This window comes from Leifsonia poae, from assembly GCF_050632865.1.
Lineage (GTDB): Bacteria > Actinomycetota > Actinomycetes > Actinomycetales > Microbacteriaceae > Leifsonia > Leifsonia poae_B.
Genome location: NZ_JBODSA010000003.1, coordinates 557,709 through 581,356, shown reverse-complemented (window position 1 = coordinate 581,356; position 23,648 = coordinate 557,709). Strand labels below are relative to the sequence as shown.

General features: G+C 71.7%; 29 protein-coding genes and 1 pseudogene. 12 read left to right on the top strand and 18 right to left on the bottom strand.

Going from position 1 to position 23,648, the window contains the following annotated elements:
* Positions 1-62: 62 nt before the first annotated feature.
* The 3 genes from ACRAWB_RS12970 to ACRAWB_RS12960 are packed head-to-tail and all read right to left on the bottom strand — an operon-like array spanning position 63 to position 1,682.
* On the bottom strand, positions 63-368 hold the full coding sequence (locus ACRAWB_RS12970) for an AzlD domain-containing protein (RefSeq protein WP_431353699.1): 306 nt from the start codon (positions 366-368) through the stop codon (positions 63-65).
* Positions 365-1,105 (bottom strand): AzlC family ABC transporter permease, encoded by a 741-nt coding sequence (locus ACRAWB_RS12965; RefSeq protein WP_431353698.1) that lies wholly within the window; start codon positions 1,103-1,105, stop codon positions 365-367. The genes ACRAWB_RS12970 and ACRAWB_RS12965 overlap by 4 nt, the downstream gene beginning before the upstream one ends.
* A gap of 31 nt (positions 1,106-1,136) precedes the next feature.
* Positions 1,137-1,682 carry a TetR/AcrR family transcriptional regulator gene (locus tag ACRAWB_RS12960; RefSeq protein ID WP_431353697.1) on the bottom strand — a complete coding sequence of 182 codons (546 nt, stop codon included), beginning with the start codon at positions 1,680-1,682 and terminating at the stop codon, positions 1,137-1,139.
* A gap of 88 nt (positions 1,683-1,770) precedes the next feature.
* Between ACRAWB_RS12960 and ACRAWB_RS12955 the strand changes: the two genes are divergently transcribed.
* Complete coding sequence (locus ACRAWB_RS12955; RefSeq protein WP_431353696.1) at positions 1,771-3,018, top strand: MFS transporter; 1,248 nt, start codon at positions 1,771-1,773, stop codon at positions 3,016-3,018.
* Here ACRAWB_RS12955 and ACRAWB_RS12950 read toward each other — a convergent pair.
* Positions 3,002-4,020: pseudogene (locus ACRAWB_RS12950) on the bottom strand (NADPH:quinone reductase). The gene ACRAWB_RS12955 and the pseudogene ACRAWB_RS12950 sit on opposite strands and share 17 nt — an antisense overlap.
* A 41-nt stretch (positions 4,021-4,061) precedes the next feature.
* Positions 4,062-5,249: a MarP family serine protease gene (locus tag ACRAWB_RS12945; RefSeq protein WP_431353695.1), complete on the bottom strand. Its 1,188-nt coding sequence runs from the start codon at positions 5,247-5,249 to the stop codon at positions 4,062-4,064.
* Between the two features lie 87 nt (positions 5,250-5,336).
* On the opposite strand from ACRAWB_RS12945, the gene ACRAWB_RS12940 reads away from it, so the two are divergent.
* Positions 5,337-5,474 carry a hypothetical protein gene (locus tag ACRAWB_RS12940; protein ID WP_363806481.1) on the top strand — a complete coding sequence of 46 codons (138 nt, stop codon included), beginning with the start codon at positions 5,337-5,339 and terminating at the stop codon, positions 5,472-5,474.
* On the opposite strand, the gene ACRAWB_RS12935 is transcribed toward ACRAWB_RS12940, so the two are convergent.
* The 4 genes from ACRAWB_RS12935 to ACRAWB_RS12920 all read right to left on the bottom strand — a co-directional run bounded on the left by ACRAWB_RS12935 (position 5,471) and on the right by ACRAWB_RS12920 (position 7,815).
* On the bottom strand, positions 5,471-5,611 hold the full coding sequence (locus tag ACRAWB_RS12935; protein ID WP_167552380.1) for a hypothetical protein: 141 nt from the start codon (positions 5,609-5,611) through the stop codon (positions 5,471-5,473). The genes ACRAWB_RS12940 and ACRAWB_RS12935 overlap by 4 nt on opposite strands.
* Positions 5,612-5,698: 87 nt before the next feature.
* Positions 5,699-6,385, bottom strand: a complete 687-nt coding sequence (locus ACRAWB_RS12930; RefSeq protein WP_431353694.1) for a copper resistance CopC family protein — start codon at positions 6,383-6,385, stop codon at positions 5,699-5,701.
* Positions 6,382-7,119, bottom strand: coding sequence for a YcnI family copper-binding membrane protein (locus tag ACRAWB_RS12925; protein WP_431353693.1), 738 nt, complete (start codon positions 7,117-7,119; stop codon positions 6,382-6,384). The genes ACRAWB_RS12930 and ACRAWB_RS12925 overlap by 4 nt, the downstream gene beginning before the upstream one ends.
* Before the next feature lie 78 nt (positions 7,120-7,197).
* Positions 7,198-7,815, bottom strand: coding sequence for a hypothetical protein (locus ACRAWB_RS12920; protein WP_431353692.1), 618 nt, complete (start codon positions 7,813-7,815; stop codon positions 7,198-7,200).
* A gap of 139 nt (positions 7,816-7,954) precedes the next feature.
* On the opposite strand from ACRAWB_RS12920, the gene ACRAWB_RS12915 reads away from it, so the two are divergent.
* The 3 genes from ACRAWB_RS12915 to ACRAWB_RS12905 all read left to right on the top strand — a co-directional run bounded on the left by ACRAWB_RS12915 (position 7,955) and on the right by ACRAWB_RS12905 (position 11,673).
* On the top strand, positions 7,955-8,614 hold the full coding sequence (locus ACRAWB_RS12915) for a response regulator (RefSeq protein WP_431353691.1): 660 nt from the start codon (positions 7,955-7,957) through the stop codon (positions 8,612-8,614).
* A 7-nt stretch (positions 8,615-8,621) separates the two neighbouring features.
* Positions 8,622-10,298, top strand: a complete 1,677-nt coding sequence (locus ACRAWB_RS12910; protein WP_431353690.1) for a hypothetical protein — start codon at positions 8,622-8,624, stop codon at positions 10,296-10,298.
* Between the two features lie 334 nt (positions 10,299-10,632).
* Positions 10,633-11,673, top strand: coding sequence for a hypothetical protein (locus ACRAWB_RS12905; RefSeq protein WP_431353689.1), 1,041 nt, complete (start codon positions 10,633-10,635; stop codon positions 11,671-11,673).
* A gap of 9 nt (positions 11,674-11,682) precedes the next feature.
* Here ACRAWB_RS12905 and ACRAWB_RS12900 read toward each other — a convergent pair whose 3' ends face one another.
* Genes ACRAWB_RS12900 through ACRAWB_RS12885 form a run of 4 tightly spaced genes read right to left on the bottom strand, consistent with a single transcriptional unit; the run spans position 11,683 to position 14,108 of the window.
* A complete protein-coding gene (locus ACRAWB_RS12900; protein ID WP_431353688.1) occupies positions 11,683-12,339 on the bottom strand; it encodes an NUDIX domain-containing protein in 657 nt (218 codons plus the stop codon).
* Between the two features lie 20 nt (positions 12,340-12,359).
* Positions 12,360-13,415, bottom strand: a complete 1,056-nt coding sequence (locus tag ACRAWB_RS12895) for a YihY/virulence factor BrkB family protein (RefSeq protein ID WP_431353687.1) — start codon at positions 13,413-13,415, stop codon at positions 12,360-12,362.
* A complete protein-coding gene (locus ACRAWB_RS12890; RefSeq protein ID WP_431353686.1) occupies positions 13,405-13,683 on the bottom strand; it encodes a hypothetical protein in 279 nt (92 codons plus the stop codon). Before ACRAWB_RS12890 ends, ACRAWB_RS12895 begins: the two co-directional genes overlap by 11 nt.
* On the bottom strand, positions 13,680-14,108 hold the full coding sequence (locus tag ACRAWB_RS12885; protein WP_431353685.1) for a phage holin family protein: 429 nt from the start codon (positions 14,106-14,108) through the stop codon (positions 13,680-13,682). The genes ACRAWB_RS12890 and ACRAWB_RS12885 overlap by 4 nt, the downstream gene beginning before the upstream one ends.
* Positions 14,109-14,196: 88 nt before the next feature.
* Here ACRAWB_RS12885 and ACRAWB_RS12880 point away from each other — a divergent pair, with 88 nt between their 5' ends.
* Genes ACRAWB_RS12880 through crcB form a run of 3 tightly spaced genes read left to right on the top strand, consistent with a single transcriptional unit; the run spans position 14,197 to position 15,541 of the window.
* Positions 14,197-14,721 carry a universal stress protein gene (locus ACRAWB_RS12880; protein WP_431353684.1) on the top strand — a complete coding sequence of 175 codons (525 nt, stop codon included), beginning with the start codon at positions 14,197-14,199 and terminating at the stop codon, positions 14,719-14,721.
* Positions 14,721-15,167, top strand: coding sequence for a fluoride efflux transporter FluC (locus ACRAWB_RS12875; protein WP_431353683.1), 447 nt, complete (start codon positions 14,721-14,723; stop codon positions 15,165-15,167). Before ACRAWB_RS12880 ends, ACRAWB_RS12875 begins: the two co-directional genes overlap by 1 nt.
* Entirely contained in the window at positions 15,164-15,541 is a 378-nt protein-coding gene (gene crcB / locus ACRAWB_RS12870; RefSeq protein WP_431353682.1) for a fluoride efflux transporter CrcB, read from the top strand. The genes ACRAWB_RS12875 and crcB overlap by 4 nt, the downstream gene beginning before the upstream one ends.
* 9 nt (positions 15,542-15,550) lie before the next feature.
* Here the strand turns inward: crcB and ACRAWB_RS12865 are convergent, their stop codons facing one another.
* Positions 15,551-15,913, bottom strand: a complete 363-nt coding sequence (locus ACRAWB_RS12865) for a nuclear transport factor 2 family protein (RefSeq protein ID WP_431353681.1) — start codon at positions 15,911-15,913, stop codon at positions 15,551-15,553.
* A 46-nt stretch (positions 15,914-15,959) separates the two neighbouring features.
* Between ACRAWB_RS12865 and ACRAWB_RS12860 the strand changes: the two genes are divergently transcribed.
* A complete protein-coding gene (locus ACRAWB_RS12860; RefSeq protein WP_431353680.1) occupies positions 15,960-16,463 on the top strand; it encodes a hypothetical protein in 504 nt (167 codons plus the stop codon).
* 33 nt (positions 16,464-16,496) lie between these two features.
* On the opposite strand, the gene ACRAWB_RS12855 is transcribed toward ACRAWB_RS12860, so the two are convergent.
* Positions 16,497-16,931 carry a MarR family winged helix-turn-helix transcriptional regulator gene (locus ACRAWB_RS12855; protein ID WP_431353679.1) on the bottom strand — a complete coding sequence of 145 codons (435 nt, stop codon included), beginning with the start codon at positions 16,929-16,931 and terminating at the stop codon, positions 16,497-16,499.
* Positions 16,932-17,036: 105 nt separating this feature from the next.
* Between ACRAWB_RS12855 and ACRAWB_RS12850 the strand changes: the two genes are divergently transcribed.
* The 3 genes from ACRAWB_RS12850 to ACRAWB_RS12840 all read left to right on the top strand — a co-directional run bounded on the left by ACRAWB_RS12850 (position 17,037) and on the right by ACRAWB_RS12840 (position 21,356).
* Positions 17,037-18,239 carry an MFS transporter gene (locus ACRAWB_RS12850; RefSeq protein ID WP_431353678.1) on the top strand — a complete coding sequence of 401 codons (1,203 nt, stop codon included), beginning with the start codon at positions 17,037-17,039 and terminating at the stop codon, positions 18,237-18,239.
* Positions 18,240-18,290: 51 nt separating this feature from the next.
* Positions 18,291-19,262 carry a hypothetical protein gene (locus tag ACRAWB_RS12845; RefSeq protein ID WP_431353677.1) on the top strand — a complete coding sequence of 324 codons (972 nt, stop codon included), beginning with the start codon at positions 18,291-18,293 and terminating at the stop codon, positions 19,260-19,262.
* A 93-nt stretch (positions 19,263-19,355) separates the two neighbouring features.
* On the top strand, positions 19,356-21,356 hold the full coding sequence (locus tag ACRAWB_RS12840; RefSeq protein WP_431353676.1) for a beta strand repeat-containing protein: 2,001 nt from the start codon (positions 19,356-19,358) through the stop codon (positions 21,354-21,356).
* 283 nt (positions 21,357-21,639) lie between these two features.
* Here the strand turns inward: ACRAWB_RS12840 and ACRAWB_RS12835 are convergent, their stop codons facing one another.
* The 3 genes from ACRAWB_RS12835 to ACRAWB_RS12825 all read right to left on the bottom strand — a co-directional run bounded on the left by ACRAWB_RS12835 (position 21,640) and on the right by ACRAWB_RS12825 (position 23,635).
* Entirely contained in the window at positions 21,640-21,921 is a 282-nt protein-coding gene (locus ACRAWB_RS12835; protein ID WP_431353675.1) for a ParB family protein, read from the bottom strand.
* Positions 21,922-22,070: 149 nt separating this feature from the next.
* Complete coding sequence (locus ACRAWB_RS12830) at positions 22,071-23,111, bottom strand: NAD(P)/FAD-dependent oxidoreductase (RefSeq protein WP_431353674.1); 1,041 nt, start codon at positions 23,109-23,111, stop codon at positions 22,071-22,073.
* Positions 23,108-23,635, bottom strand: coding sequence for an isoprenylcysteine carboxyl methyltransferase family protein (locus tag ACRAWB_RS12825; RefSeq protein WP_431353673.1), 528 nt, complete (start codon positions 23,633-23,635; stop codon positions 23,108-23,110). The genes ACRAWB_RS12830 and ACRAWB_RS12825 overlap by 4 nt, the downstream gene beginning before the upstream one ends.
* Positions 23,636-23,648 lie beyond the last annotated feature (13 nt).

The following is a 23,648-nucleotide window of genomic DNA, read 5'->3' as shown; positions in this document are numbered from 1 at the left end:
GGCATCAGTGTCGCTCCGAAGGGAGGGTCGGAGGTTGCTGGTTCGCGGTGGGCGGAAAGGGCCTACGTGAACAGCCGGATGAGCGCCGCGACCACCGCGGCGGCGGGCACCACGATGATGAACGGCACCCGCAGCGCGTACAGCCCGGCCGCGATCGCGACGGCCGGTAGCCGCGCGTCGAGCTCCAGCGACTGTCCGGCGCCGAGCGTCTGCACGCAGATCAGCGCCGCGAGCAGTGCGGCGGTCAGCAGGTCGCTGACCCGCGCGACGGTGGGATGGTCGAGCGCCTTGGGCGGGACCAGCCAGCCGACCGCCTTGAGACCCAGCACCGCGATCGACGCGAGCAGGATGACGTGCCACGTGGTCACGGCTCCACCTCCCGTTCCATCGGGATCGCCTCGGGATGCGGTGGGTCGTCCCGGCGGCCGAAGACATTCAGCACGCCGAGCACGATCGCGACCACCGCGGCCGCGAGCACCGGGAGGCCGGGCATGAGGAACGGCGTGAGGAGGGTCGCGACGAAGCCGCCCGCGACAGCGACGGCCTGGGTCTGGCGCGCCTTCAGCCGCGGCCAGAGCAGTCCGAGGAACGCGGCCGCGGCGGCCGCATCCAGCCCGTATGCCTTGACGTCGCCGATCAGGTTGCCGAGCAGCGCGCCGGCCAGCGTCATGATGTTCCAGCCGATGAACACGACCAGGCCGGTCACCCAGAACCCGATCCGCTGCGCCCTCGGCTCGGTCTGGGCCGTTGCGACCGCGGTCGACTCGTCGATGGTGAGCTGCGTCGCGCCGGCCCGCCGCCAGAAGCCCGGGCCGATGATCCGGGACAGGCGGAGCGCGTAGAAGGAGTTGCGCACGCCGAGCAGCGCGGCGCTGGCGATCGCGGTTCCGCCCGCGGCGGCGCCGCCTGAGGCGAGCACCCCGATCAGCGCGAACTGCGAACCGCCGCTGAACATCACGAGACTCAGGACGCACGCCTGCCAGACGTCGAGACCGGAGGCTGTGGCGAGGGCGCCGAACGAGATGCCGTAGAGAGCGGTCGCGATGCCGACGGCCCAGCCGGAGCGGGCCGCGGCGCGTTCCTCGCTGGTCCGTTCCTCAGGCATCGCCTCCCGACACTACCTCCTCGCGGCAGGGCTAGCGGAACAGTCGAGCGACCAGGTGTTCGGCGGTGGAATCGTCCAGCGTCCAGGGCAGGAAGATTACGCGGTAGATGACCGGCGCGATCACCACATCCAGGATGTCGTCGGCCGTCACCCCGGCATCGGGATAGCGGTCGAGCAGCAGGTTCGCCTCCACGCGGCGGTTGCGCAGGCAGTACGACTGCTGCTCACCGGCCGCAGATGCACCGCCGCGCAGCAGCGCCGCATTGACCGGCTTGCGGTAGTGCTCGACGATCTCGCGCGTCCACGCCGTCAGGTCGGCGCGGAGGTCTCCGTTGGCCGGCAGCGGACGCTCGGGGTCGAGCCGGTAGGTCGCGATGTCGTTGATCAGGGTCGGGAGGTCGCCCCAGCGGCGATAGATGCTGGTCGGGTTGACGCCGGCGCGCTCGGCGATCATCGGGACCGTGACCTTGTCCTGGCCCTTCTCCTCGACGAGCTCTTCGACAGCCGTGCGCACGTTGTGGATGACCGCAGCGCTGCGGCCTCCCGTGCGCTTGGCCGGTGTGGTCGTCGTTTCCATGGGAATAGCTTAACGCAAATATTGTTGCTTTTTCCTGAGCCCGCCTCTATAGTCGCAAAAGCAATCAAAATTGCTTTAAGGAGTCGACATGACCACAGCCGAGACCCGCACCGGTGGGATGCTCGCCGTCCGGCGCACCAGCGCCCGACGCACGCGCGGCTTCCGCCTTCGCCCCGCGGCCGCGTTCGCCGGCACCGCGCTGACCTTCGTCGCGGTGGCGCTCGCCGTCGGCGCGCCCAGCCCGCTCTTCGTGCTGTACCAGCAGGAGTGGGGCTTCCAGCCGTGGCTGCTCACGGTCGCCTTCGCGATCTACGCGGTCACGCTGCTGATCACCCTCCTCGTCGCGGGCTCGCTCTCCGACCACATCGGCCGGCGCCCCGTCCTGATCGCGGCACTCGCACTGCAGGTCGTCGCGATGCTGGTCTTCCTCTTCGCTCCCGACATCGGCTGGATCATCGGCGCCCGCTCCGTGCAGGGCGTCGCGACCGGCGCGGCCATGAGCACCTTCACCGCGGCCCTCGTCGAGTTGGCGCCCGAGAAGCAGAAGAAGCTGGGCGCGACCATCGGCAGCACGGCTCCCGTCGGTGGCATCGCGATCGGCGCGTTCCTGACCGGTGTGGCGGTGCAGTTCGTGCCGCAGCCGACGATTCTGGTGTTCGTGACCCTGGCGGTGCTGTTCGCCGCAGGCATCCTGGTCATCGTCGCTTCGCCCGAGACGGTCAAGCGTCGTCCGGGCGCGGCGCGGTCCCTCATCCCGCGTCTGCTCATCCCTCGGGCCGCCCGGCGCGAGTTCGTCGGCGCGATCCCGCTCTTCCTCGCGACCTGGATGCTCGCAGGCCTCTTCATCGGACTGTCGCCGTCCATCCTGCACGGCGTCTTCCACCTCGACAGCGGCCTGCTCAACGGGGCCATCGTGGCCGTGCCGCCCGCCGTCGGCGCGATCGCGGGACTGGTGCTGACCCGTGCCGTGGCGCGCACTACCGTGGTCTGGGCGATGGCGGCCATCCTGGTCGGCGTCGCGGTGGCCGCGGTCGGGATCGCCGGTGCGGTCCTGCCGCTGCTGTTCGTCGGCGCGACCATCGCCGGCGGCGGATTCGGCGCGGGCTTCTCGGCGATGCTGCGCATCCTGGCCCCGCTCGCTCCGAACGATCAGCGCGCCGAGCTGTTCGCGGGCGTGTTCCTGGTCAGCTACCTGGCCTACGGTGTTCCGGCGCTGGTCGCCGGCGAGCTGATCGGTGCGATCGGGCTGCTGCCGACCGCGCTCGGCTACTCGGCCGCCATCGCGATCGCCTCGGTCGTCGCGCTGGCCGTGCAGGCGGTCAAGCCACGTCGATGAGCACCTTGCCCACGACGCCGTTCTCGACGGCGTCGTGGGCGGCCGCGGTCTCGGCGAGCGGGAAGCGCGTGATCGGGAGGCCGTGCTCGGCTCCGACCCGAAGGGCTCCATCGGCCGCCGCCGCGGCCACAGCGCGGACGGCCGCGTCCTTGGTCTCCGGCGCCACCGTGTAGGTGAGCACGAACTGCCAGCGCAGGTTCTTCGACATGCTCGGTCGCACCGGAATCGTCACGGAGTCGGCGCCGGGGGCGTCGGCATAGCTCGCGATGGTGGCGTTCGCGCCGGTCACCTTCACATCGAGCTCGGCGTTCGCGGACACGTTCACCTCGACCACGATGTCCACGCCGCGTGGGGCGAGTGCGCCGATGGCCTGCGCGGTGTCGGGTTCCTTGTAGTTGACCACGTGGTGCGCACCGGCCGAGCGGGCGAGCTCGGCCTTGTCGTGGCTGCTGACGGTCGCGATCACCGTCGCACCCGCCCACACCGCGAGCTGGATGGCCGCGTGGCCGACCGCGCCGGCGCCTCCCGCGACCAGCACGGTCCGGCCGTCGAGGGACCCCGGCGCGAGCTCCGTCGGCGCGTGCTCGTACGAGGTGAGCGCCCGGTGCGCGGTGAGCGCCGGAATGCCGAACGACGCGCCCTCATCGAACGTCACGTCGTCGGGCAGCGCCACCACCTGTCGCTCGGGCAGCACCACGAGCTCCTGGGCGGTGCCGTCCGGGCGCTGGTAGGCGGCATCCCACACCCAGACGCGGTCACCGGGTGCAAACCGGGTGACGCCCTCGCCGACCTCGTCGACGACTCCTGCGCCGTCCTGGTTCGGAACCTGCGGCCGGGGAGTTCCTTCGAGCCGCTGCCCTTCCGCGCCTTCCAGTCCGTCGGGTTCACCCCGGAGACGTGGATGCGCACGAGCACCTCACCGGGGCCGGGATGCGGCTCCTCGCGCTCGCCGAGGGTGAGGACGTCGGAGTCGCCGGTGGTGGAGTAGGTCACAGCCTTCATGGCTCCAGCCAACCATGTCCGGCGGCCGGTTTCGAGGGCGATCAGCCCGCGGTGCACGCCCCCGAGCTGATCGGCGTCGACCCGACCGACGACAGGACCGGTCGGAGCTCGGCCAGCGTGAGCGCGTAGCCCGTGTCCGGGTCGGTCGCGCTGCGGGCGAAGACGACGCCGGCGACCTGCCCGTTCGTGTCGAGCAGCGGACCGCCGGAGTTACCGGGACGGACGCTGCCGCGCAGGGAGTAGATGTCGCGGTCGACGCTGCCGCTCTGGTAGATGTCGGTGCCCCGGGCGGTCACGCGGTCGCGGACGCGCTGCGGCGAGATCGTGAACGGGCCATCGCCGGGGTAGCCGGCGGCGTACGCTGCGGCGCCGGCGGTGAGGTCCGGACCGATGTCGAGCGGCGCGGCGTTGAGGTCGGTCACGTCGAGCACGGCCAGGTCGCGCGACGGGTCGAAGGCGATCAGGGTCGCCCGCTCGACCGATGTGCTGCCCGACTCGCGGACGACGACGGAGGAGGCTCCCGCGACCACATGCGCGTTGGTCACGACCCGGCCGCGCTGCACGACCCATCCACTGCCTTCCGAGTCCAGGCCGCACGCGGGCTTGGAGGCCAGCACGGTCACCACGGACTGCTCGGCTCGCGAGACAGCCGGCGGGATGGACGCGTCGGGCTCGGGGACGGCGCGGATCGTCTCGCCGCCCTCGAAGACCTTCGGCAGGCCGGCGCCGGCGAGGGCGTCGTCCATGGCTCCGAGCACGGTGGAGGAGGGGAGCGGCGCGACGCTGTTCAGGGTCGCCACGACGCGCGACGAGCTGGCGGCCTGCACGACGGTGGCGAGGCTGGTGGCCATGGCGAAGCCGGCGAGGAGCCAGACGACGACGGCCCAGGTGGCCAGGCCGAGGACGGCGCCGACGAGCGAGTCGAGCCAGCGGACGGGACCGTGGCGCAGCAGCTTGCCGACGATGCCGGCGAGTGCACCGGTGAGGGCGTATACGACGCCCGCGCAGACGAGGATGACGACCGCAGCGACGACGGACCGCTGGGTCGCCCCGCCGAAGCCGGCATCGGCGAACCAGCCGACGACGACCGGCGCGAGCATGAGACCCAGCCAAAGCCCGACCCCGAGGCCGATCAGGGTGCCGGCGGAGCGGATGGCGCCCTTCGTCCACCCGGCGGCGATCGCCAGGACGGCGAGCACCACGAGCACGACGTCCACCACGGTCTCCACGAGGGCCACTGTGCCCCACGAGACTGGACGACTGCTCAACTCTTGCTAAGGGGTACCGTCCTAGATCTACACAGAAGGAGAGCGACCATGTCCGATCCCCGCGCCAATGGCGACGACGAACGGGAAGACCTCGACCCCGGTGAGCGCCAGTACACGAGCGCCGACCTCACCGCGCACGACCCCGAGGAGGGCCAGATCCGCGAGGAGGGCGAGGAGCCTGCTTAGAGCCGGCCGTCCTCCTCGTCACCGTCGTCGACGGAGTCGGGCGCAGGCTGCGGCGCCGGAACGATGTCCGGATCCATCTGCTCCTCGGGGACGACGTCCGGGAAGTCGGCGGTCTGCTGGTCGCTCTGTCTGGCCATGCGCGAACGTTACGCCTGCGGGCCGGGCGCGGATAGTCCCTACGGGACCGCTTCGCAGCTCGGCACCAGAGGCGTAACGTTCACCCCTCAGGCTGTGGAATCGGACCCGCCCGCCGGGCCAGCGGGTGGCTTGCGCCGCGCGGTCACGAGCACGATCACCACGCCGATGACGGCCAGCAGCACGATCCCGATCGCGATGCCGATGACCAGCCCCAGGTCGGTGCCGTTCGACGCGGCCGTCGGCTGAGGTGTGGATGCGGTGGCCGTCGCCGACGCCGTGGACCCGCCGCCGGAACCGGCCGCTCCCTCGGTCGCCGCGGCGCTCGGGGCGGAGGCACCGCACGGCGACGCCTCCGCCCCCTGTGCCGCCTTGGTGCCGGCGGGCGGCTGGTAGGTGAACGGATACGACTCAGACACGGTGTGCCCGTCTGCGGACACGACCTGGTACGTGACCGTGTACGAACCCGCAGCTCCGAGCGCCACCGGCGCGCTCACCTTCGTGTCGGCGACCGTCGCGCATCCCGTCTCGAAGTGACGCGCCTCGGTTCCCGGCCCGGTGACGGTGAGCAGGTTCGTCGAGCCGTCCCCGGACAGGTCGAGGACGCGGTCGTTGAAGGTGACAGTCACCGACTCCAGCGGCGTCGTCACGGTGGAGTCGGCGGCCGGGTCGCTGCTGACGACGTAGTCGTGCGCCGCCGCGACCGAGGCGGGGACCAGCACGAGAGCGGCGGCCGCGGCGATGCCGGCGGCCCCGGCGAGCAGCCTGGTCCTCATCCCTGCACCTTACGCTCGGCGCCGCGCCCGGCCCGGGTGAGCGCGAAGACGGCGATGACCAGGGCGATCGCGCCCAGCGCGAGCCCGCCGACGCCGACCGCGATCGAGACGACCGTGGCCGTCGTTCCGGAGTCGGCGGCCTGCGGCTTCGGCGCGTCCGTCGCCAGCAGCGCGCTCGAGCCGTCCTCGGACGGCGCCGGAGTGTCGATGTACAGGGTCGGCGCGGGGTGCTCGGGCTCCTTGCCGGACGCCGGGGTCGGCTGATCCCAGTCGACGACCGTGCCGTCGGAGTAGTGCTGGTGCGCCGGGAGCTCGATCGAACCGGTGTCGGGCACGGCGCCCGCCGAGACGGTGAACTGCTGGAACTGCCCCGGGGCGACCTGCACGCCGCTGTTGGCGGTCCAGGTGACCCGCACGGGCGCCTCCGTGATCGTGCCGTCGTCGGTCTTCACCGGCTTGGCCAGCTTCTCGGTGTCGACGGTGGTGGTCCATCCGGCCAGTGGGAGGTAGCTGACGGAGGTGAACGGGGTGGCCGTCGGCAGGTCGACGACCAGCTTGACCGTGCCGGCGGTCGCCGACTCGTTCGGCACCTTGAACGTGAGGTTGGTGTAGCTTCCGGGCGCGGCCTGGTCGGGGTCGACGTGGACGTGCGCGCTGGCCGCGAGCGGCGCGGAGAGCAGGAGCAGAGCGGTGGAGGCCGCCGCGACGGACGCGGCGAACGTGGACTTCTTCATGGGTTTCCCTTGAGCGATCGGATCGTCGGTGAGCGCTGTGCGCGCGTGACCGGCAGCGTCCGGAGGCTCCGGATGCTGTCAGAACGCGCAGGCGATCGCCGGCGGTCCGCGGTGGCGCAGCCGGGCGAGCGGGAGGCCGAGGTCGCGCAGCCGCGCCGGCTCGGCGGCCGCGACCGCGACGACGGCGGTGGGCACCGGCACAGGCAGCACGACCAGTCGGTCCGCCGCGCGAGCGACCCGCACGCCTGCCGTCCGGAACAGTCCCCAGAACGACTGCTCTCCGAAGCGCAGGGCCACCACGGTGATCAGAACGGCCGTGGCGTGGGTGAGCCACATCGACGGGCTGAGGTCCGAATCGTGCGCGGCCGGCATCGAACCGGTCGACATGACGAGGTGCATCCCGGCGTGGAGGTGGCTCATCCCACCCGGAGCGGCGAATCGCGCGCTCCCCTCGCCGAGCGAGAACAACGCGTGGAAGAGGAATTGGCTCAGCCCGACCGCCACGGTGAGGCGCCACAGCGAGAGCCGGCGTGCCGTGAGGGCGATGGAGGCGAGGGTCGCGAAAGCCAGGCTGAGCGCGAGCGCGACCGGCCCGGGGGCCGCACCGCCGCCCGCGACGTGGAAGAGCGCGGCGACGAAGATCGCGGTCGCCGAGGCGAGCATGCCGCGACAGACGCGAGCCCACCTCGATCCCATGCGCATCCTCCGTCTCGAAAGGCTCTTCGTCGCCAGTCTACGGAACGGATGTTCGCGGCCTGTTCGCGGCGAGCACCCGACCACTACTGGGGTGACGCGGACCGGAGGATCATGTCCTCCGCCGCGTTATCCTGTGCGAGTGGCGGTGGACACGTGGCGGCGGCGGGTGCTGGTGGTGGAGGACCACGCCCTGATGCGTTCGCTCGTCGTCGACGCATTCGCCCAGCGCGGTTTCGACGCCGCGGGCGCCGGTGACGCCGCCGAGGCGCTGGAGCTCGCGGCAGCGACCGACCCCGACCTCCTGGTCACGGACATCGACCTCGGGAGCCGGCCCAACGGCGTCGAGCTGGCGACCATCCTGCAGCAGCGTGCTCCCCACCTCGCGGTGACGTTCCTCAGCAACCTGTCGAGGGACGCAGCCGCCGCGCAGGCGCGCAGCACCGTCATGCACGCCTCCTTCGTCAACAAGGCCGCAGTGGAGTCGGTGGCCGAGCTCGTCGACGCCGCGGAGGCCGTGCTCGCCGATCGGCCCGTCGCCCGCGAGCACGCCGGAACGGACGCGCGTTCCCGCCTCCTGGCGCTGACGGCGGCCCAACTCGAGACGACACGGCTGCTCGCGGCCGGGCTCACCAACGCGGAGATCGCCCGGCGGCGCAACGTGACCGTGCGCGCGGTGGAGAAGAGCGTCGAGCGCGTCTTCGCCGCGCTGGGACTCGCCGGCGGCGAGCGGACGACGCCGCGGGTGGCGGCCGCGACGCTGTACGCGGCGACCTTCGGCGATCCGGCGACCGGGCTCTGACCGCCGGATGACGACGTTCCGCCGATCGGTTCAGCGTTCGTACGGCCCCAACGCGATCAGCTGGTGGACCTGGCTGCTCACCCTGCCGTTCGCCCTGACGGTGATGTCCGGGCTCCAGTACGTGACGGGCGGACCGCTCGCGGTGCTGGCCGTCGCCGCCCTCCAGCATGCGATCATCGGCGGGCTGCTGCTCCTCGGGGTGGCGGTGCTGCGCGTGGTCCGGGGACGCGGACGCGCGCTCGCGGTGTATGCGATCTTCGGCGTGGTGGGCGCGGTCCGCCCGCTGATCTTCCTCGAGGCCGGCGGCCTGCTCGGCATCCCGGTCGCGCCCGGCGACCTGGGCGCACGGATCCTCGTCAACCTCGTGGTCTGCGTCGTCGTCTTCGCGCTGACGGCCGTCGGTGTCGACCTGGTGCGTGAGCACCGCGGGGTGTTCCGTCGTCTCCGCGCGGCGCAGCGGGCGTCGGAACTGGACGTCGAATGCGCCGCCGAACGGCTCGGCCGGCTGCGGAGCACCGCGGTCGACGAAGTGCTGTCGGCGATGGAGGAAGCGGCCGCCGCCGCGTCCGAGGAGCGACTGGAGCCGCGCGAAGCGGCACGCGTGCTGCGCACCCTCGCCGAAGACGTCGTGCGTCCGGCGAGCCACCGCGTCTACAGCGACGAGCCGGTCGAGGGCGTGCCGGACGCGCCGCCGCTCGGACGTGGCGAGTGGTCCTCGTCGGTGATCGGCGGGATGCGCGCCGCGCCGCCGCTGAGCACCGCGCTGCTGTACACCGCTCTGGTCGTCCCCTTCGGCCTCACCCTGTTCGGGCTGTCCAGCCTGCTTCCGCTCGCGACCGGTCTCGTGGTCCTGCTGGCCGCCGGGGCCGCGGCGACCCTCGTGCCGCTGCCCTCGCGGCCCTCGCTACGACTTGCGACGCTCATCCTCCTCTCCATCGCGATCGGCATCCTCGTCACGCTGACGGGCGCCCTCGGGCTCATGATGAGCGGGCTCGACGGATCGTCGGCCTGGTTCGAGGCGCTGACGTATCCGGTCATCGCGCTCGGCGTCGCTCTCGTCTCGTCGCTGACGCTGCGCGTTCGGAGCGACCAGGCGGAGCTGGAGGAGGCGTTGCAGGCGAACGTCGCCGTCGCCGCGCGGATCCGTGCCGAGTACGACCGCGAGCGGGCGTCGCTCGCCCGGCTCCTGCACGCGGGTGTCCAGTCGGAGCTGATCGCGGGGGCGCTCGCGCTGACGGCGGCGCCGGCGGCCGGCCCCGAGACCGCCGCGTTGCGCATCGCCGAGGTGGTCGGACGCGCCAGGGATGCTCTCCGAGGCGGCCACGAGGATCCGCAGGCCGCCGACGAGGTCCGTGCACTGGTCGAGAGCTGGTCGTCCGCGATCGAGCTCCGCGTTCACTACGGGGACGGCGTCTGGGAGCGCCTGGCCGACCCGGCACGCGCGTCCGCGGTCGTCGACGCGGTCTCGGAAGGGCTCGCGAACGCCGTGCGGCACGGCGACGGCTCCCTCGTCGAGGTCGCGCTCCGCCCCAGTGGACGGGACGGCGTCGACGTCGTGATCGTCTCCGGCGGAACCCTCGACACGCGCGGACCGGGCATCGGTCTGCGACAGCTCGCAGAGCGCGGGACGGTCGCTCTCCGCGAACTCGCCGGGCGTGTCGAACTCGTCGTCGTCATCCCCTGACCGGACGCTGGGAGCAGCGTCGTACCAGCCGTACCACGCGGTACCCCATCGCCTCGACACGCCTAGGTTTGCAAAGGACGGCGACTTCCAGCCGTCGTGGTTCCGGATGGGGGCCCCTGCCTGACCCGAACTCGCAGGATGAGCCCCCGGCCGGAATCTATTCGTCTGCATTGATGGAACATCCAGGCGAAATCGGGTAGAAAAGAACGTACGCTTTCGCGCCGTCCCGGTGCGTCGACCCCGACCGACCTCCCCAGGAAGACCCAGCAGCTTGCCCCAGTCCACTCCTTCCGTGCGGCCTCGCCGCGCAGCCAAGGCACCCATCGTGGTGGATGTGGAACAGCAGACGGAGCTCTCGGCCGACCCGGTCAGCGCGTTCACGACGCCCGAGCAGCTGACAGCCGCGCAGCCCTTGAGCCGCCGCGCCGCCCTCGAGGCGGAGCGCAGCCGGCCGCGCAAGAAGGCCCGCGCCGTCCCGGCCCGTGCCGCCCAGGGCCACGCCATCCAGGAACGCGCCGTCCGCGAGCGCATCGTCGTCAAGCCCAAGCGCGCCGAGCGCGCCCCGAAGGCCGCACGTGTCGCCCGCTCCGAGCGTCCCGTCCGCGCGCCGCGCGTCCGCTCCGCCCATCCGGAGCGCCGCCGCTGGGGCGTGCACGCGGTCGTCATGCTGGCGCTCGCCGCGTTCTTCGGCACCGCCGCACTCCCCGCGTACGCCACGACGGGCGAGGGCTCGACCGTCGGCGCCGCGCGCACGGCGCTCGCTGTGCAGACCCTCACCGGCGGTGGTGGTGTGACGCAGGTCGTCGCCCGCGACGGCCTGGCCATCCAGGAGAGCCCGCAGGCGCTCGACTCGACCACGAACTCCACCGTCTCGCCGACCGTGCAGGCGCTCGCCGTCCAGATCATGGGCGCCGTCGCAGCGGGACGCCTGGTGGGCTCCACGCCCAACCACATCCCCGAGATCGCCGACCTCGCCGAGGGCCAGGCGGTGCCGGGCTGCGGCGTGGACTACCGGGTGCTGCAGGCCATCTCGGTCGCCCTCGACAACTTCAACCAGGTCGGCATCAGCGACATCAACCGCCGGTGCACCGGTCAGATCGAAGGCGCGGGCACCTCGTCCGCCCACTACGCCGACGGCGGCGGCCACGCGGTCGACTTCTACCTGCTCAACGGCTCGCCCCTCACCGGTGGCGACGCCAAGTCGGTCGAGCTGATCAAGATCCTCGACCCGCTGGTCCCGAACGGCACCGGCCTCGGTCAGATCGGCTGCCGTTCGTCGATGGACCTCTCGAACTTCAAGCCGTTCGACGACACCTGCAACCACCTGCACATCGACTTCCTCAAGTCGGACGGCGCCACCCTCCGCTACGGCTGAGCCGGCGCTTCAACCGAACAGGTTCAGCGCCGCCCACTGCACGAGGATGACGGTCTTGCCGTCCGCGATGCGGCCGTCCGCCACCCACGCCAGCGCCTCGTCGTACGGGACGATCACCGGCTCGATCTCCTCGCCCTCGTCGGCGACGCCCCCGCCGCCGTCGATGTCGGCCGGTACGTAAGGCGCCGCGTAGAAGTGGACGCGCTCGGTCACCGATCCCGGGCTCATGTACAGGTCGAACAGGTGCGTCAGGTTGCCGATCCGCACCCCGAGCTCTTCCGTGGCCTCGCGGCGGATCGCGTCCTCGGGGCTGTCGCCGTCGAGCAGCCCGGCGGCCGACTCGACCAGCATCCCGTCCGGATGCCCGTTGACGTAGGCGGGGAAGCGGAACTGGCGCGAGAGCAGCAGGGTGCGCCCGATCGGGTCGTACAGCAGTACCGTCGCGCCGTTCCCGCGGTCGTAGGTCTCGCGGGTCTGCGTCGTCCAGCTCCCGTCGCGGCCGCGGTGGTCGAAGGTGGTGCGGCGGAGCACGTGCCAGCCGTCGGAGGTGACCTCCACGTCCCGGATGCGCACGTTCGCGTTGCCGACGAGCTCGCGGCCGGTGGAGTGCAAGCCCGTACGTCCGCGGCTGTCGGGAAGGTCGTGGCCGGGTCGCGCGTCGCTCATTCTTCGAGGCTAGCGCGGTGTCAGTGTTTGACGCCCGTCCGGTACCGGCGTCGGAGATCGCGCGCGGCCAGGATGTCGCCGGCGTGCGCCTCGCGCGCCTTGAGCAGCGCCTTGTCCGACTTCATGGGGAGCCGGAGCACGTCGTCCGCCTCGATGCCGGCCACCAGCTCCCGTGCCCGCTCCACCTCGGAGTCGAGCTCGGCGCCGAAGAGGAGCGCGTTGTTGGCGATCCAGATCCAGAGAAGGAAGACGATGATCCCGGCCAGGGCGCCGTACGTGCGGTCGTAGTTCCCGAAGTTGCCGACATAGAAGGCGAAACCCGCCGAGGCGATCCCGAGCACCACGATCGCGGCGATGGACCCGGGGGTCAGCCAGCGGATCCGCGGGTGCTTGATGTTCGGCGTCGCCGCGTACAGCACCGCCACCAGCAGGACGATCACCACGATCACGATCGGCCAGCGGATGATGGACCACGCGACGACGAAGGCCTCGCTCAGTCCGATCAAGCCTCCCAGGAACTCGGCGACGGGGCCGGAGACCACGAGCATCAGCGCCAGCAGCGACATCAGCACCAGCGCCAGCAGGGTCACGCCGAGCTGCACGGGTCGCAGCGCGATGAACGTGCGTCCCTCCTGCACCCCGTACACGCGGTTGAGCGCCCGGCCGAAGCCGCCGACGTAGCCCGACGCCGACCACACGGCGCCGACGATTCCGATGACGAGTGCCCAGCCGGTGGCGGGCGAGGATGCGAGCCCCTGGATCGGTCCCTTCAGCACATCCGCGATGCCCGGCGCCAGGTCGTCGACCATGCCGAACAGGGCGTCGATGCCCGCTTTGCTCTGGCCGACGATCCCCAGCAGGCTGACCAGCGCGAGCAGTGCGGGGAACAGCGACAGCACCGCGAAGTACGTCAGGCCGGCCGCGAGGTCGGTGCATTGGTCCGTCGAGAAGCTGCGCATCGTCCGCTTGAGGATGAATCCCCACGGCAGCCGGTACCAGGGCAGGCTGTTGCGGTCCTCGATCCGCCGAACCGCCTGCGCCCGGTCACTGCCCACGCCTCCGCGGTCAGTCGGCACGCCCGCGCCTCCGCATGAGCAGAGTGGCGATGCCCGCGGCCGCTCCGGTCAGTGCCAGGAAGAAGCCGGCGAAGAAGACGGGATGCGATCGGATCTGCACCCGGATGTTGAACGTCGCGAACAGGTCGTCGAGCGTGCTCGCGAGCTCGTCGCGGGTGACCTCAAGGTCGAGCTTCAACGTGTTGATGCCCGCGCCCTTCGGCACCGGCGGGCGTCCGGCGGGGCGCTGACCCTGGCGGCTGATCGAGGGCGTCGTCTCGTCGGTCACGGCTGCTCTCCCTTCAGGGCCTTCGCGTCGGCGCTCAGTTCGCTGCCGAGGTCATCCGGGATCGGGGGCACGCCCTTCTTGAGGCTGCGCATCCCGATCAGTCCGAGCACCACGGCGATGATGATCAGGATGACGCCCACGATGATCGCCGCCAGCCAGGCCGGCAGGATGAGCGCGAACCCGAGCACGGCGGCGGTGATCAGCACACCGAACGCGAAGAAGAGGAACAGCAGAGCGCCGACGAGCAGCCCGGCGCCGATCCCGGCGGCCTTGGCCTTCGCAGCCATCTCGGCCTTGAAGAGGGCGAGCTCTGTCGCGACCAGGCGCCGCAGCTGCGCCACCAGATCCTTGGTCAGCTCGGGGAGCGGACGGAGGCCCCGGGTGGTGCGGCGGCGCTCGCGCGGCAGCGGTGGCGTGTCGGCCATCGGGTCGGGCTCCTCTCAGACGCTGGTAGGCCGAACGTACCCCAGCGGCCCGCACGAGTGAACCCGTGAGATGGTGCACACTAGGGGCATGAGCGGCAACGAGCGGGCAGGGCGCGGCGGCATCCTGGCGGCGGTGGTCCCGGGGCAGCCGGTGGCGGTGCTGGAGCAGGCGGCCCGTCTGGCCGACGATCTCGACGTCCCGCTCGTCTGCGCGAACGTCGACCCCGACCGTTATGTCGTCTCGAGTTACGTCGACGGCACGGTGGTCGCCCTTCCGTACGACCCCGACCTTCCCGAGACCGAGGAGGAGCGGTTCGACCCGGAGCTCGAGGCGCACATCCGTTCGGTGCTCGACGGACGCGGCATCCCGTACTCGCTGCAGCAGCTCGCGGGCGATCCGGCGTGGTCCCTGGCGCGGCTGGCGGACGACATCGACGCGCGCTACATCGTCGTCGGGACGCGGGAGGCCGGGCTGCGAGGAAGCCTGCGGGAGTTCTTCAACGGCTCGGTCGCGGTGCACCTGGCACATCGCCAGCACCGTCCCGTCATCGTGGTCCCGCTCAACCCGCAGCCGGGAGCCCAGGGCTTCCCGTGGGAAGACACGCCGGTCTAGTGCCGGCCGATCGTCCCAGGAGCCCACTGCATCTGCGGCCGCGCTCCATCCTGCTCGTCTTCGCCGGCGGCGCCCTCGGCACCGCGGTGCGGTACCTCCTCACGCTCTCCGTGCCGCCGGTCGGCGGTGTGCCGCTGATCACCCTGCTCATCAACGTCACCGGTGCCTTCGTGCTCGGCTGGCTGCTGCAGACGCTCGCGCTGCGCGGTCCGGATGAGGGCACCAGACGTGACGTGCGCCTGTTCGCCGGGACGGGCATCCTCGGCGGCTACACGACCTACAGCTCGCTCGCGGTGGACACGGACGGGCTGATCGCAGCGCAGAGCGTCGGGCTCAGCATCCTGTACGCGGCGACGACCATCGTCATCGGGGCGCTCGCGACGGTCGCCGGCATCGCGCTCGCGTCCGCCATCGGACGGCGCCGGGCCGCCGGGGGCAGCTCGTGACGGCCCTGCTCGTGCTCGCGGTCGCGGCGGCCGGGGGCGTCGGCGCGGTCGCACGGCTCGTGTTCGACGGGCTGCTGCGTTCGTGGCTGCGGGTCGGATACCCGATCGGCACCACGACCATCAACGTGACGGGGTCGTTCCTGCTCGGTCTGGTCACCGGGCTCGCGCTCGCCCACGGCCTCACGCCCGAGTGGCGCGCGGTGCTCGGCACCGGCTTCCTCGGCGGCTACACGACCTTCAGCACGGCGAGCTACGAGACCGTGCGGCTCGCGCAGCAGCGGCGCTACCGGGCGGCGCTCGTCAACGGCGTCGGGATGCTCGTCCTCGCGCTCGCCGCGGCCGGGCTCGGACTGTGGCTGGGCCAGCTGGCGTGACGACGGCGGTCAGCCCTGGTCGGGCTCCTGCTCCATCCACCACTCGGTGAACTCCTCGGCGCGTCCGTCCTCGGCGAGGCGGATGATCCACAGGTTGCTGTAGATCGGCCCGTCGCGGTAGTCGGTGACGCCCTCGACGAAGTACACCGGGCCGTCCTGGCCGAGCAGCCGCCACTCGAAGGTCGCGGCTCCCGGGTCGTCCTGGGCATCGAGCCAGCCCTCGACGATCTCCTCGTAGCCGTCCCACGGTTCGGCGAACGGCTCGGTGCGGTAGCTCGCATCCTCGGTGAACAGGGCACGGATGTCGTCGGGGTCGTTGCTCTCCCACGCGCGTCGGTACAGGTCGATCCAGCTGGTGATCGCGTCCGCCATGCCCCCGTTATACGCCCTGGCGCGGGGCACCGCTACGCTGGGCCGCATGCTGGAGCCGTTCGACGCGTGGTCCGAGTTCAACGTCGCCGTCGCGGGAGCGGGTGCGGCACTGGGCGGCCTTCTGATCGTCGCGCTCTCGGTGAACATCCGGATGATCGCGGAGTCACGCGGCCTCGCGGCCCGCGCCAGCGCATCCATCGCCGCGCTCATCCTCGGCGTCGCGCTCTGCTGCCTCGCGCTCATCCCGGGCCAGGAGCCGATCGGGTACGGCATCCAGGTGCTGGTCGGAACCGTGCTGTGCGGTTTCATCGTCGTGCGCTCCGCGCTCGCGGTCCGACGGGACGCGGTGCAGACGGGCTTCGGCCGGTACACCGCCGAGCGCATCGCCCTGTTCGCGGTGCCGCCCGTGCTCTACGCGGTCGGGGGAGTGCTGCTCATCGGGCTGCATCCCGCCCAGGTGGGACTCGTCGTCGTGGCGGTCGGCACCATCCTCGCCATCGTCACCACAGTGCTGTTCTCGTGGGTGGCTCTGGTGGAGGTGCTGCGCTGAGCGGTGCCGGTCGAGGTCAGGCGGGTTGCGCGCTCAGCTGGGGAGTGCATCCACCAGCGGAGCGAGCTCCGGGATGTCGCGTGCGCCGTCGAGGGCGCGGGCCAGCGCGACGTCGTGCACCGGCCGGGCCTCGTCGAGCAGCCGGTGCCCATCGGTCGTCAGCTCGGTGTAGATGCCGCGGCGATCGTCGGCGCACAGGATGCGCGTGAGCAGCCCGCGCTCCTCGAGACGGTTCACCAGGCGGGTGGTGGCGCTGGGGCTGAGCGCGCTCGCGCGGGCCAGCTGCTGCATCCGCATGTGCCAGCCGTCCTGACGTGCGAGCGCGTCGAGGACGGTGTACTCGACGACGGAGAGCCGGACAGTGCGGGTCAGCTCGCGCTCCAGCTCGGCCTCGATGTAGCCATGCAGGGCCGCGAGGGTGCGCCAGCCGTGGGCGCGGACCTCCACGGCGTCGTCGGCGATGCCCATGTCGTCTCCCTCCGCACTTGCGCTCTTTAGTTGCACGTGCAACTATTTATGACGCGTCTGCAACTAACAGACTAGCGCACCCCACCTCATCCTGAAGGAGTCACCATGCCCGCCGGCCTGATCGCCCTCGCCCTCGGAGGGTTCGGCATCGGACTCACCGAGTTCGTCATCGCCGGGCTCCTGCCCGAGGTCGCGGCCGACTTCCACGTCGACGAGGCCGCCGCCGGTTGGCTGATCTCGGGCTACGCGCTCGCGGTCGTCGTCGGCGCGCTCGGCCTCACGGCCGCCGCGACCCGCATCCCGCGCAAGGCGGCGCTGCTCGGGCTGATGGTCCTCTTCATCGCGGGCAACCTCCTGTCGGCGCTCGCCCCCTCCTACGGCGTGATGCTCGGCGGCCGCGTGCTCGCAGCGCTCTGCCACGGCGCCTTCTTCGGCATCGGGTCGGTCGTAGCCGCGGGCCTCGTCGCGCCAGAGAAGCAGGCGCGCGCGATCGCCGTCATGTTCACCGGTCTCACCGCCGCGAACGTGCTCGGCGTGCCCTTCGGGACGCTGCTCGGCCAGGCGCTCGGCTGGCGCTCCACGTTCTGGGCGATCACTGTCATCGGCGTCGTCGCGCTGATCGGCATCGCGATCCTGGTGCCGCGGAGCGCGGCCGACAGGCCGACGGCCGGACTCCGGGGTGAGCTGTCCGCATTCCGCTCCGGTCAGGTGTGGTTGTCGCTCGCGGCGACCGTCCTCGGCTTCGGCGGGATGTTCGGCGCCTTCACCTACATCGCCTACACGCTGACCGGGGTGTCGGGCTTCCCGTCCGCTGCCGTGCCGTGGCTCCTCATCCTGTTCGGGCTGGGTCTGTTCGCGGGCAACTGGGTTGGCGGACGGCTCGCGGACCGCTCGATCGACCGGACGCTGCTCTGGCTGCTCGCCGCGCTCGCCGTCGTCCTCGTCGCCTTCGCCCTGGTCGCCGGACTCCCGGTCGGAGCGGTGATCGCGCTCGTTCTGATGGGCGCCTTCGGGTTCGCCACCGTGCCGGCCCTGCAGCTGCGCGTGCTCTCGTACGCCTCGCACGCGCCCACTCTCGCGAGCGGGGCGAACATCGCGGCCTTCAACCTCGGCAACGCGCTCGGCGCCTGGCTCGGCGGCCTCACGATCGCGGCCGGACTGGGCTACACGTCGCCGCTCTGGGTGGGTGCCGCGATGACCGTCGGCGCACTCATCGTGGTGGCTTTCGCCGCCGGAGCTGCCCGGCGGGGCCGTTCGCGAACCGAACACCCGGCGGACACCGCTTCGGAATCCGCTCTTCCTGTCTAGTAGACCGCGGCGTACACTCGCCCTCGTCTCGAACGGTCAGGGGGTGATCGTATGCCGGAGGTGGCCGAGTTGGCGCATCACCGCTTCATCACCCCTGCGCGCGTGCTGATCGGATCCCTGATCGCCGGTGCCGGATTGACCGTGCTGGGCTTCCTGGCGGGAGGGCCGTCCGCGTCGGCGGCCGAGCCCGCGCCGCCTCCCGTCGTCGGATCTCTCGTTTCGAGCGTCACCGGCAGCGTCGGCGACACGGTCGGCGCGGTGACACAGGCGGTTGCTCCGGCCGTCCCGGAGCCCGTGCACGAGGTCGTCTCGGCGGTCGTCGCTCCCGTGACCGAGGTCGTGGACAAGGTGGCCGATCAGGCGCCGGTCCAGAGCGTCGTGGAGCCGGTGGCGTCGACCGTGGACGAGGTCGTTGCGGCGGTGCCGGTCGTGGGGGACGTTCTCCCTGCGGCACCGGTCGCGTCGGTGACGGAGCCCGTCGCGGGTGCCGTCGACCAGGCGGTGTCGGATGTCGTGGGCGCGGTCGACACGGCGGTCACGCCGCTCGTGCCGAGCCTGCCGAGCCTGCCTGGGGTGCCGGGCCTGCCGGGCACTTCGGTGAGTCCGACACCCGCTCCTGAGCCCGGACCGGCGGTGTCGGGCGCGGTGAACCTGCTCTCCCCGTCCCAGGGCCTTTCGACGCCGTTCGGCGCAACGCTCGGCTCCGCCGCAGTGGGCTTGGGTGCCTTCAGCGCCTTCGCCGCTGCGCTGCCCGTCGCGGCAGGTGCGGCCTCGTCGCCGACCGGACCGCTCGGCGGCGACCCCTCGACGCCTGGCGGTGTGCCGGGCGGGGGTCTGCCCACCGGCGGTTCCGCCGGCACTTCGGGCGCTTCGGGCGCCCCCGGCGGCGCTGCGCCTTCTGCCGCGGCGACCGCGGATCGGTTCTTCCTGCCCGGCTCCCTCCGGAGCGGGCTCAGCGGCACGGCCGCGGGTGACGTGGTCCCCGCCGGCCCCGTCGCCGACCACGACATCAGCCCCGACTGAGTGGGTCCCCGGCTGCCATCTGGCAGCACGCGACCGTGCCCGGCGCCTCTGTGCGCGCCCGGGCCCTCCCACTCATTTCGGAAAGGCTTCCTCATGAACAAGTACGTCTCCAGAGGGATGTGGTTCACCCTCTGCGTCGGCGGCCTCTGGCTCGCCGGAACGGCCGCCGCGAACGCGGCCGAGAATCCAGGCGGCGACGGCGTCGACACTGGCGACCAGGCGGTCGTCGGTGTCTCGATCCCCGTCTCGCTCGCCGGGAACGGCATCGCGGTCGTCGGCGATTCGTCCAGCTCCGGCTCGACGGCATCCACCCCGGCGGCGCCCGCGCCCTCCGCGACCATCTCCCCGGATGCGGTCGGTGGCGTCCTGAGCGGCGATCAGGCTGTGGCCTCCGTCAGCGTCCCCGTGGACGTCTCGGGCAACGCGATCAGCGTCCTCGGCGACGCCGCCAGCACGGACTCGACCGCCGCCGGATCCGGCGACGCGGGGGCGGGGAGCACCGCCACTTCGCCCGGCTCGGACGGCGTCGCCTCCGGCATCCAGGCGCCGGTGGCGGTGCATGTGCCGGTGACGGCGGGCGGCAACGCGATCTCCGTCGTCGGCGACTCCAGCTCGACCGGCTCGAGCGCCGACGGCGGCTCGACCGGCTCGGGCTCCGGCGCGACCGCGACCGGCTCCGGCTCGGATGGCGGCCTGCTGTCCGACATCCAGGCGGTCGTCTCGGCTTCCGCCCCAGTGACCGCCGGCGGTAACGCGGTGTCGGTGGTCGGTGACTCGTCGTCCGCGGGTTCGACGACCTCGACTCCGGCTGCGGGTGGCAGCGCGACCGCGACGTCCGGTGGCTCGGACGGTGGTGTGCTGTCGGGCATCCAGGCTCCGGTCGGTGCTGCGGTGCCGGTGGCTGCGGGCGGTAACGCGGTGTCGATCGTCGGTGACTCGTCGACGTCGGGTTCGACTGCTTCAGCTCCGTCCGTGGGCAGCGGTTCGACGGCAACGTCAGGCGCCGTTTCGGATGCTGGGGTGCTCTCGGGCATCCAGGCTCCGATCGACGCGGCTGTCCCGGTGACTGCCGGTGGTAACGCCGTCTCGGTGATCGGCGACTCGACCACTTCGGGTTCGACTGCTTCGGCTCCGGCCGCGGGTAGTGGTTCGACCGCGACGTCCGGTGGTTCGGACGGCGGCCTGCTGACCGCTGTCCAGGCTCCGGTCGGTGCTGCGATGCCGGTGACGGTGGGCGGCAACGCTGCGTCGGTGATCGGTGACTCGTCGACCTCGGGCTCCACCGCGTCGGCTCCAGCTGCCGGCAGCACGACCGCAACGTCCGGTGGTTCGGACGGGGTGCTTGCGGGCGTCCAGGCGCCCATCGTCGCCGCGGTGCCTGTGACCGCCGGTGGTAACGCGGTGTCGGTGATCGGCGACTCGACCACCTCGGGCGCGTCCACCTCGGCTCCGGCTGTGGGTGGTGGCACGACCGCCGGGGGCTCGACCTCCGACGGCGGTCTCCTCACCGGCGTCCAGGCTCCGGTCGACGCGGCGGTCCCGGTGACCGCCGGCGGCAACGCCGTCTCGGTCGTGGGCGACTCCACGTCGACCGGCTCCACCACCACGGCTCCGGCTACGGGTGGATCGGCCGGTGACGGGACCACGGGCGGAACCGACGGCGGCGGCCTGATCGGCGGGGTCGACCTGCCGATCGGTGTTGACGTCCCGGTGACGGTCGGCGGCAACGCGATCAGCGTGGTCGGCGACAGCTCGACGGTTGGCTCCACCACCCCGGGCACTCCCACCGACCCGACCACGCCCACCACTCCCACCGACCCGACCACGCCCACCACTCCGACGACCCCGACCACGCCCGTCGCGGCCGGCCCCGACCGCGGGACGGTGACCGCTTCGGCGGGCGCCGCGACGATGCTCGGGGTGAGCGGCGTCAGTGGCGTGAGCGGTACCAGTGGTCTGAGCGGCAGCGCTTCCCTCGCCTCCACCGGCTCGAACGAGCTCGGTCTGGGCGCCCTGGGCGCGCTCCTCGCTCTGCTCGGTGTGATGCTGGCGTTCACGGCGGCCAACCGCCCGCGCCGTCACCACACCCGCTGAGTCGGGCGACAGCTTCCCGGCACGTCGGCACCCCAGCCGCCGACGTGCCGGGAACTCGTCATGCCTGGGTGCGGGCGCGGCTCATTGCGGTCACCGCGCTCGTCGCAATCGGGCGCGCTGGAAGAATGGCACGGTGCAGAAAGAGGACCTGTTCGAGCTCACTCCGGCTTAGGTGAATCAACTCGAGCTGGCGCTCAACGAGCCGGCCATCGCGTCCGAACCGCTCGTGGCCTTCCTTCGCGGGGTTGGTGAATCGCGCTCGCAACTGTAGGGCCGCCGCCTCTCAATACCCGATCGGCCGCCCCGGGGTCAGCGGCTCGTCGTTGCCGACGAAGGCCCGGCCGCCGTTGTAGGCGCGCTCGCGGCGCTGCACCTCGGCCAGCAGGGCCTTGTTGATCATCTCGGACCAGCTGGTGTCGCGCTCGTCGTACGACGTCTGCCGGTAGGCGGCGCGGGCGCGGTTGCGCATGGCGTCGGTCAAGTAGAAGGTCACCGTCGTCCTCTTCTTCGGGACTTTCGGCGTCGTCGTCGCGTCCTCCGATGGGGTGGATGCTGAATGGCCCATGTCTCACCTTCCGGCATATCGGATGTCGATGTCTATCTGAGACACATACTAATCGTTCCACCCCTCTGACGGCCACAATCCACAGGGCTAAGCATGCTTTATAAGCCACATTTCGCATGCGATGCACGTAGTGCACGCGATAGCAAACCTCAGCGCGACAGGCGCTCGACGACCGAACCGAACAGCTCAGGACGTCGCACAGCGGCGGGCACGATCCGCGGCCGATAACGCGACCGCGCCGCGACCACCAGCGCCGAGGTCAGCATCCGGAAGTCCCGCGTCGTCGCGCGCCACGCCCGCTCGTACCGCTCCATGTCCCCGGAGCGCACCGCGGCGATGGCCGCGCGCGCCTGCGCGAAGCCGACACGCATCCCCTCGCCGGTGAGCGCGTCCACATAGCCGGAGGCGTCGCCGGCGAGCAGCACGCGTCCGGTCGACCGCGATCGCGCCCGCTGGAGCAGCGGACCGGCACCACGCGGCTCCGAGACCGCGGCGATCCCGTCGAGACGCCCGGCGAGCTCGGGGATGCCCGCGATGACCGCGTCCACATCCAACGGCCGCGCGCCCAGCACGGCGACGCCGACGGTCCGTTCGTCCACCGGGGTCACGTAGGCCTCCGCGCCGTCCGACCAGTGCACCTCCACGAGCGAGGTCCACGGCTCGACGGCGAAGTGCTTCCGCAGCCCGAAGCGCCGGCGGGAACCCGGCTGCGATCGCCCTTCCAGTCCGACCATCCGCCGCACGGGGGAGTGGAGCCCATCCGCGGCGATCACCCAGGGGGCGTCGACCGTCTCCCCGTCGTTGAGGTCGAGCGTCGCACCGTCCCGCCGCTGGGTGACGCCGGTGACCTTGGCGTGGATGCGGTGCACGCCCATCTCGTCGGCGCGGTCTGCCATCGCCTGGTGCAGGACGGTCCGTCGCACGCCCCGGCCAGGACGCTCGGCGAACCGGTGCTCGACGCGCGAAGCGGCGTCCACGTAGGCGATGCCGTCGAGTCGACGGCCGGCCGGGTCGACACCGATCCGGTGGAGAGCTGCCAGCGCACCGGGCATCAGCCCCTCGCCGCACGCCTTGTCGATGGGCCCGACGCGCGGCTCCACGAGGACGACGTCCATGCCGTCGATCCGCGCCTCGATCGCGCACGCCAGCCCGATCGGCCCCCCGCCGACGACGACGACATCCGGTTTCATGCGCGCGCAGGCTCCCCGAGGACGGTGGCCAGCGCGCGGTTCTCGCAGCGGATGCGCACGACGAGCAGCCAGGCGTTCAACACGGTGAAGGCGAGGGCCGTGATCCACGCGGTGTGCACGAGCGGAAGCGCGAAGCCCTCGACCACGACCGCGACGTAGTTGGGATGCGTGAACCAGCGGTAGGGGCCGCGATGCACGAGCGGGAGGTCGCGCACCACGATCACGCGGGTGTTCCAGCGCGGTCCGAGCGTGACGATGCACCACCACCGAAGCGCCTGGCTGGCCAGGACCAGCACGAGCATCGGCCAGCCCAGCCACGGGATGAACGGACGGTCGAGGAACCACACCTCCGCGAGACAGGCGAGCAGCAGCCCGGTATGCAGGGCGACCATCGGCGGGAAGTGACCCCGCCCGAACTCGACGCCGCCGCGAGCGAACGACCACTTGGCGTTGCGCGTCGAGACGATCAGCTCGGCGATGCGCTCCGCGCCGGTCGCGAGGATGAGGACGGTGTACCAGATCACGACGCTGTCCGGA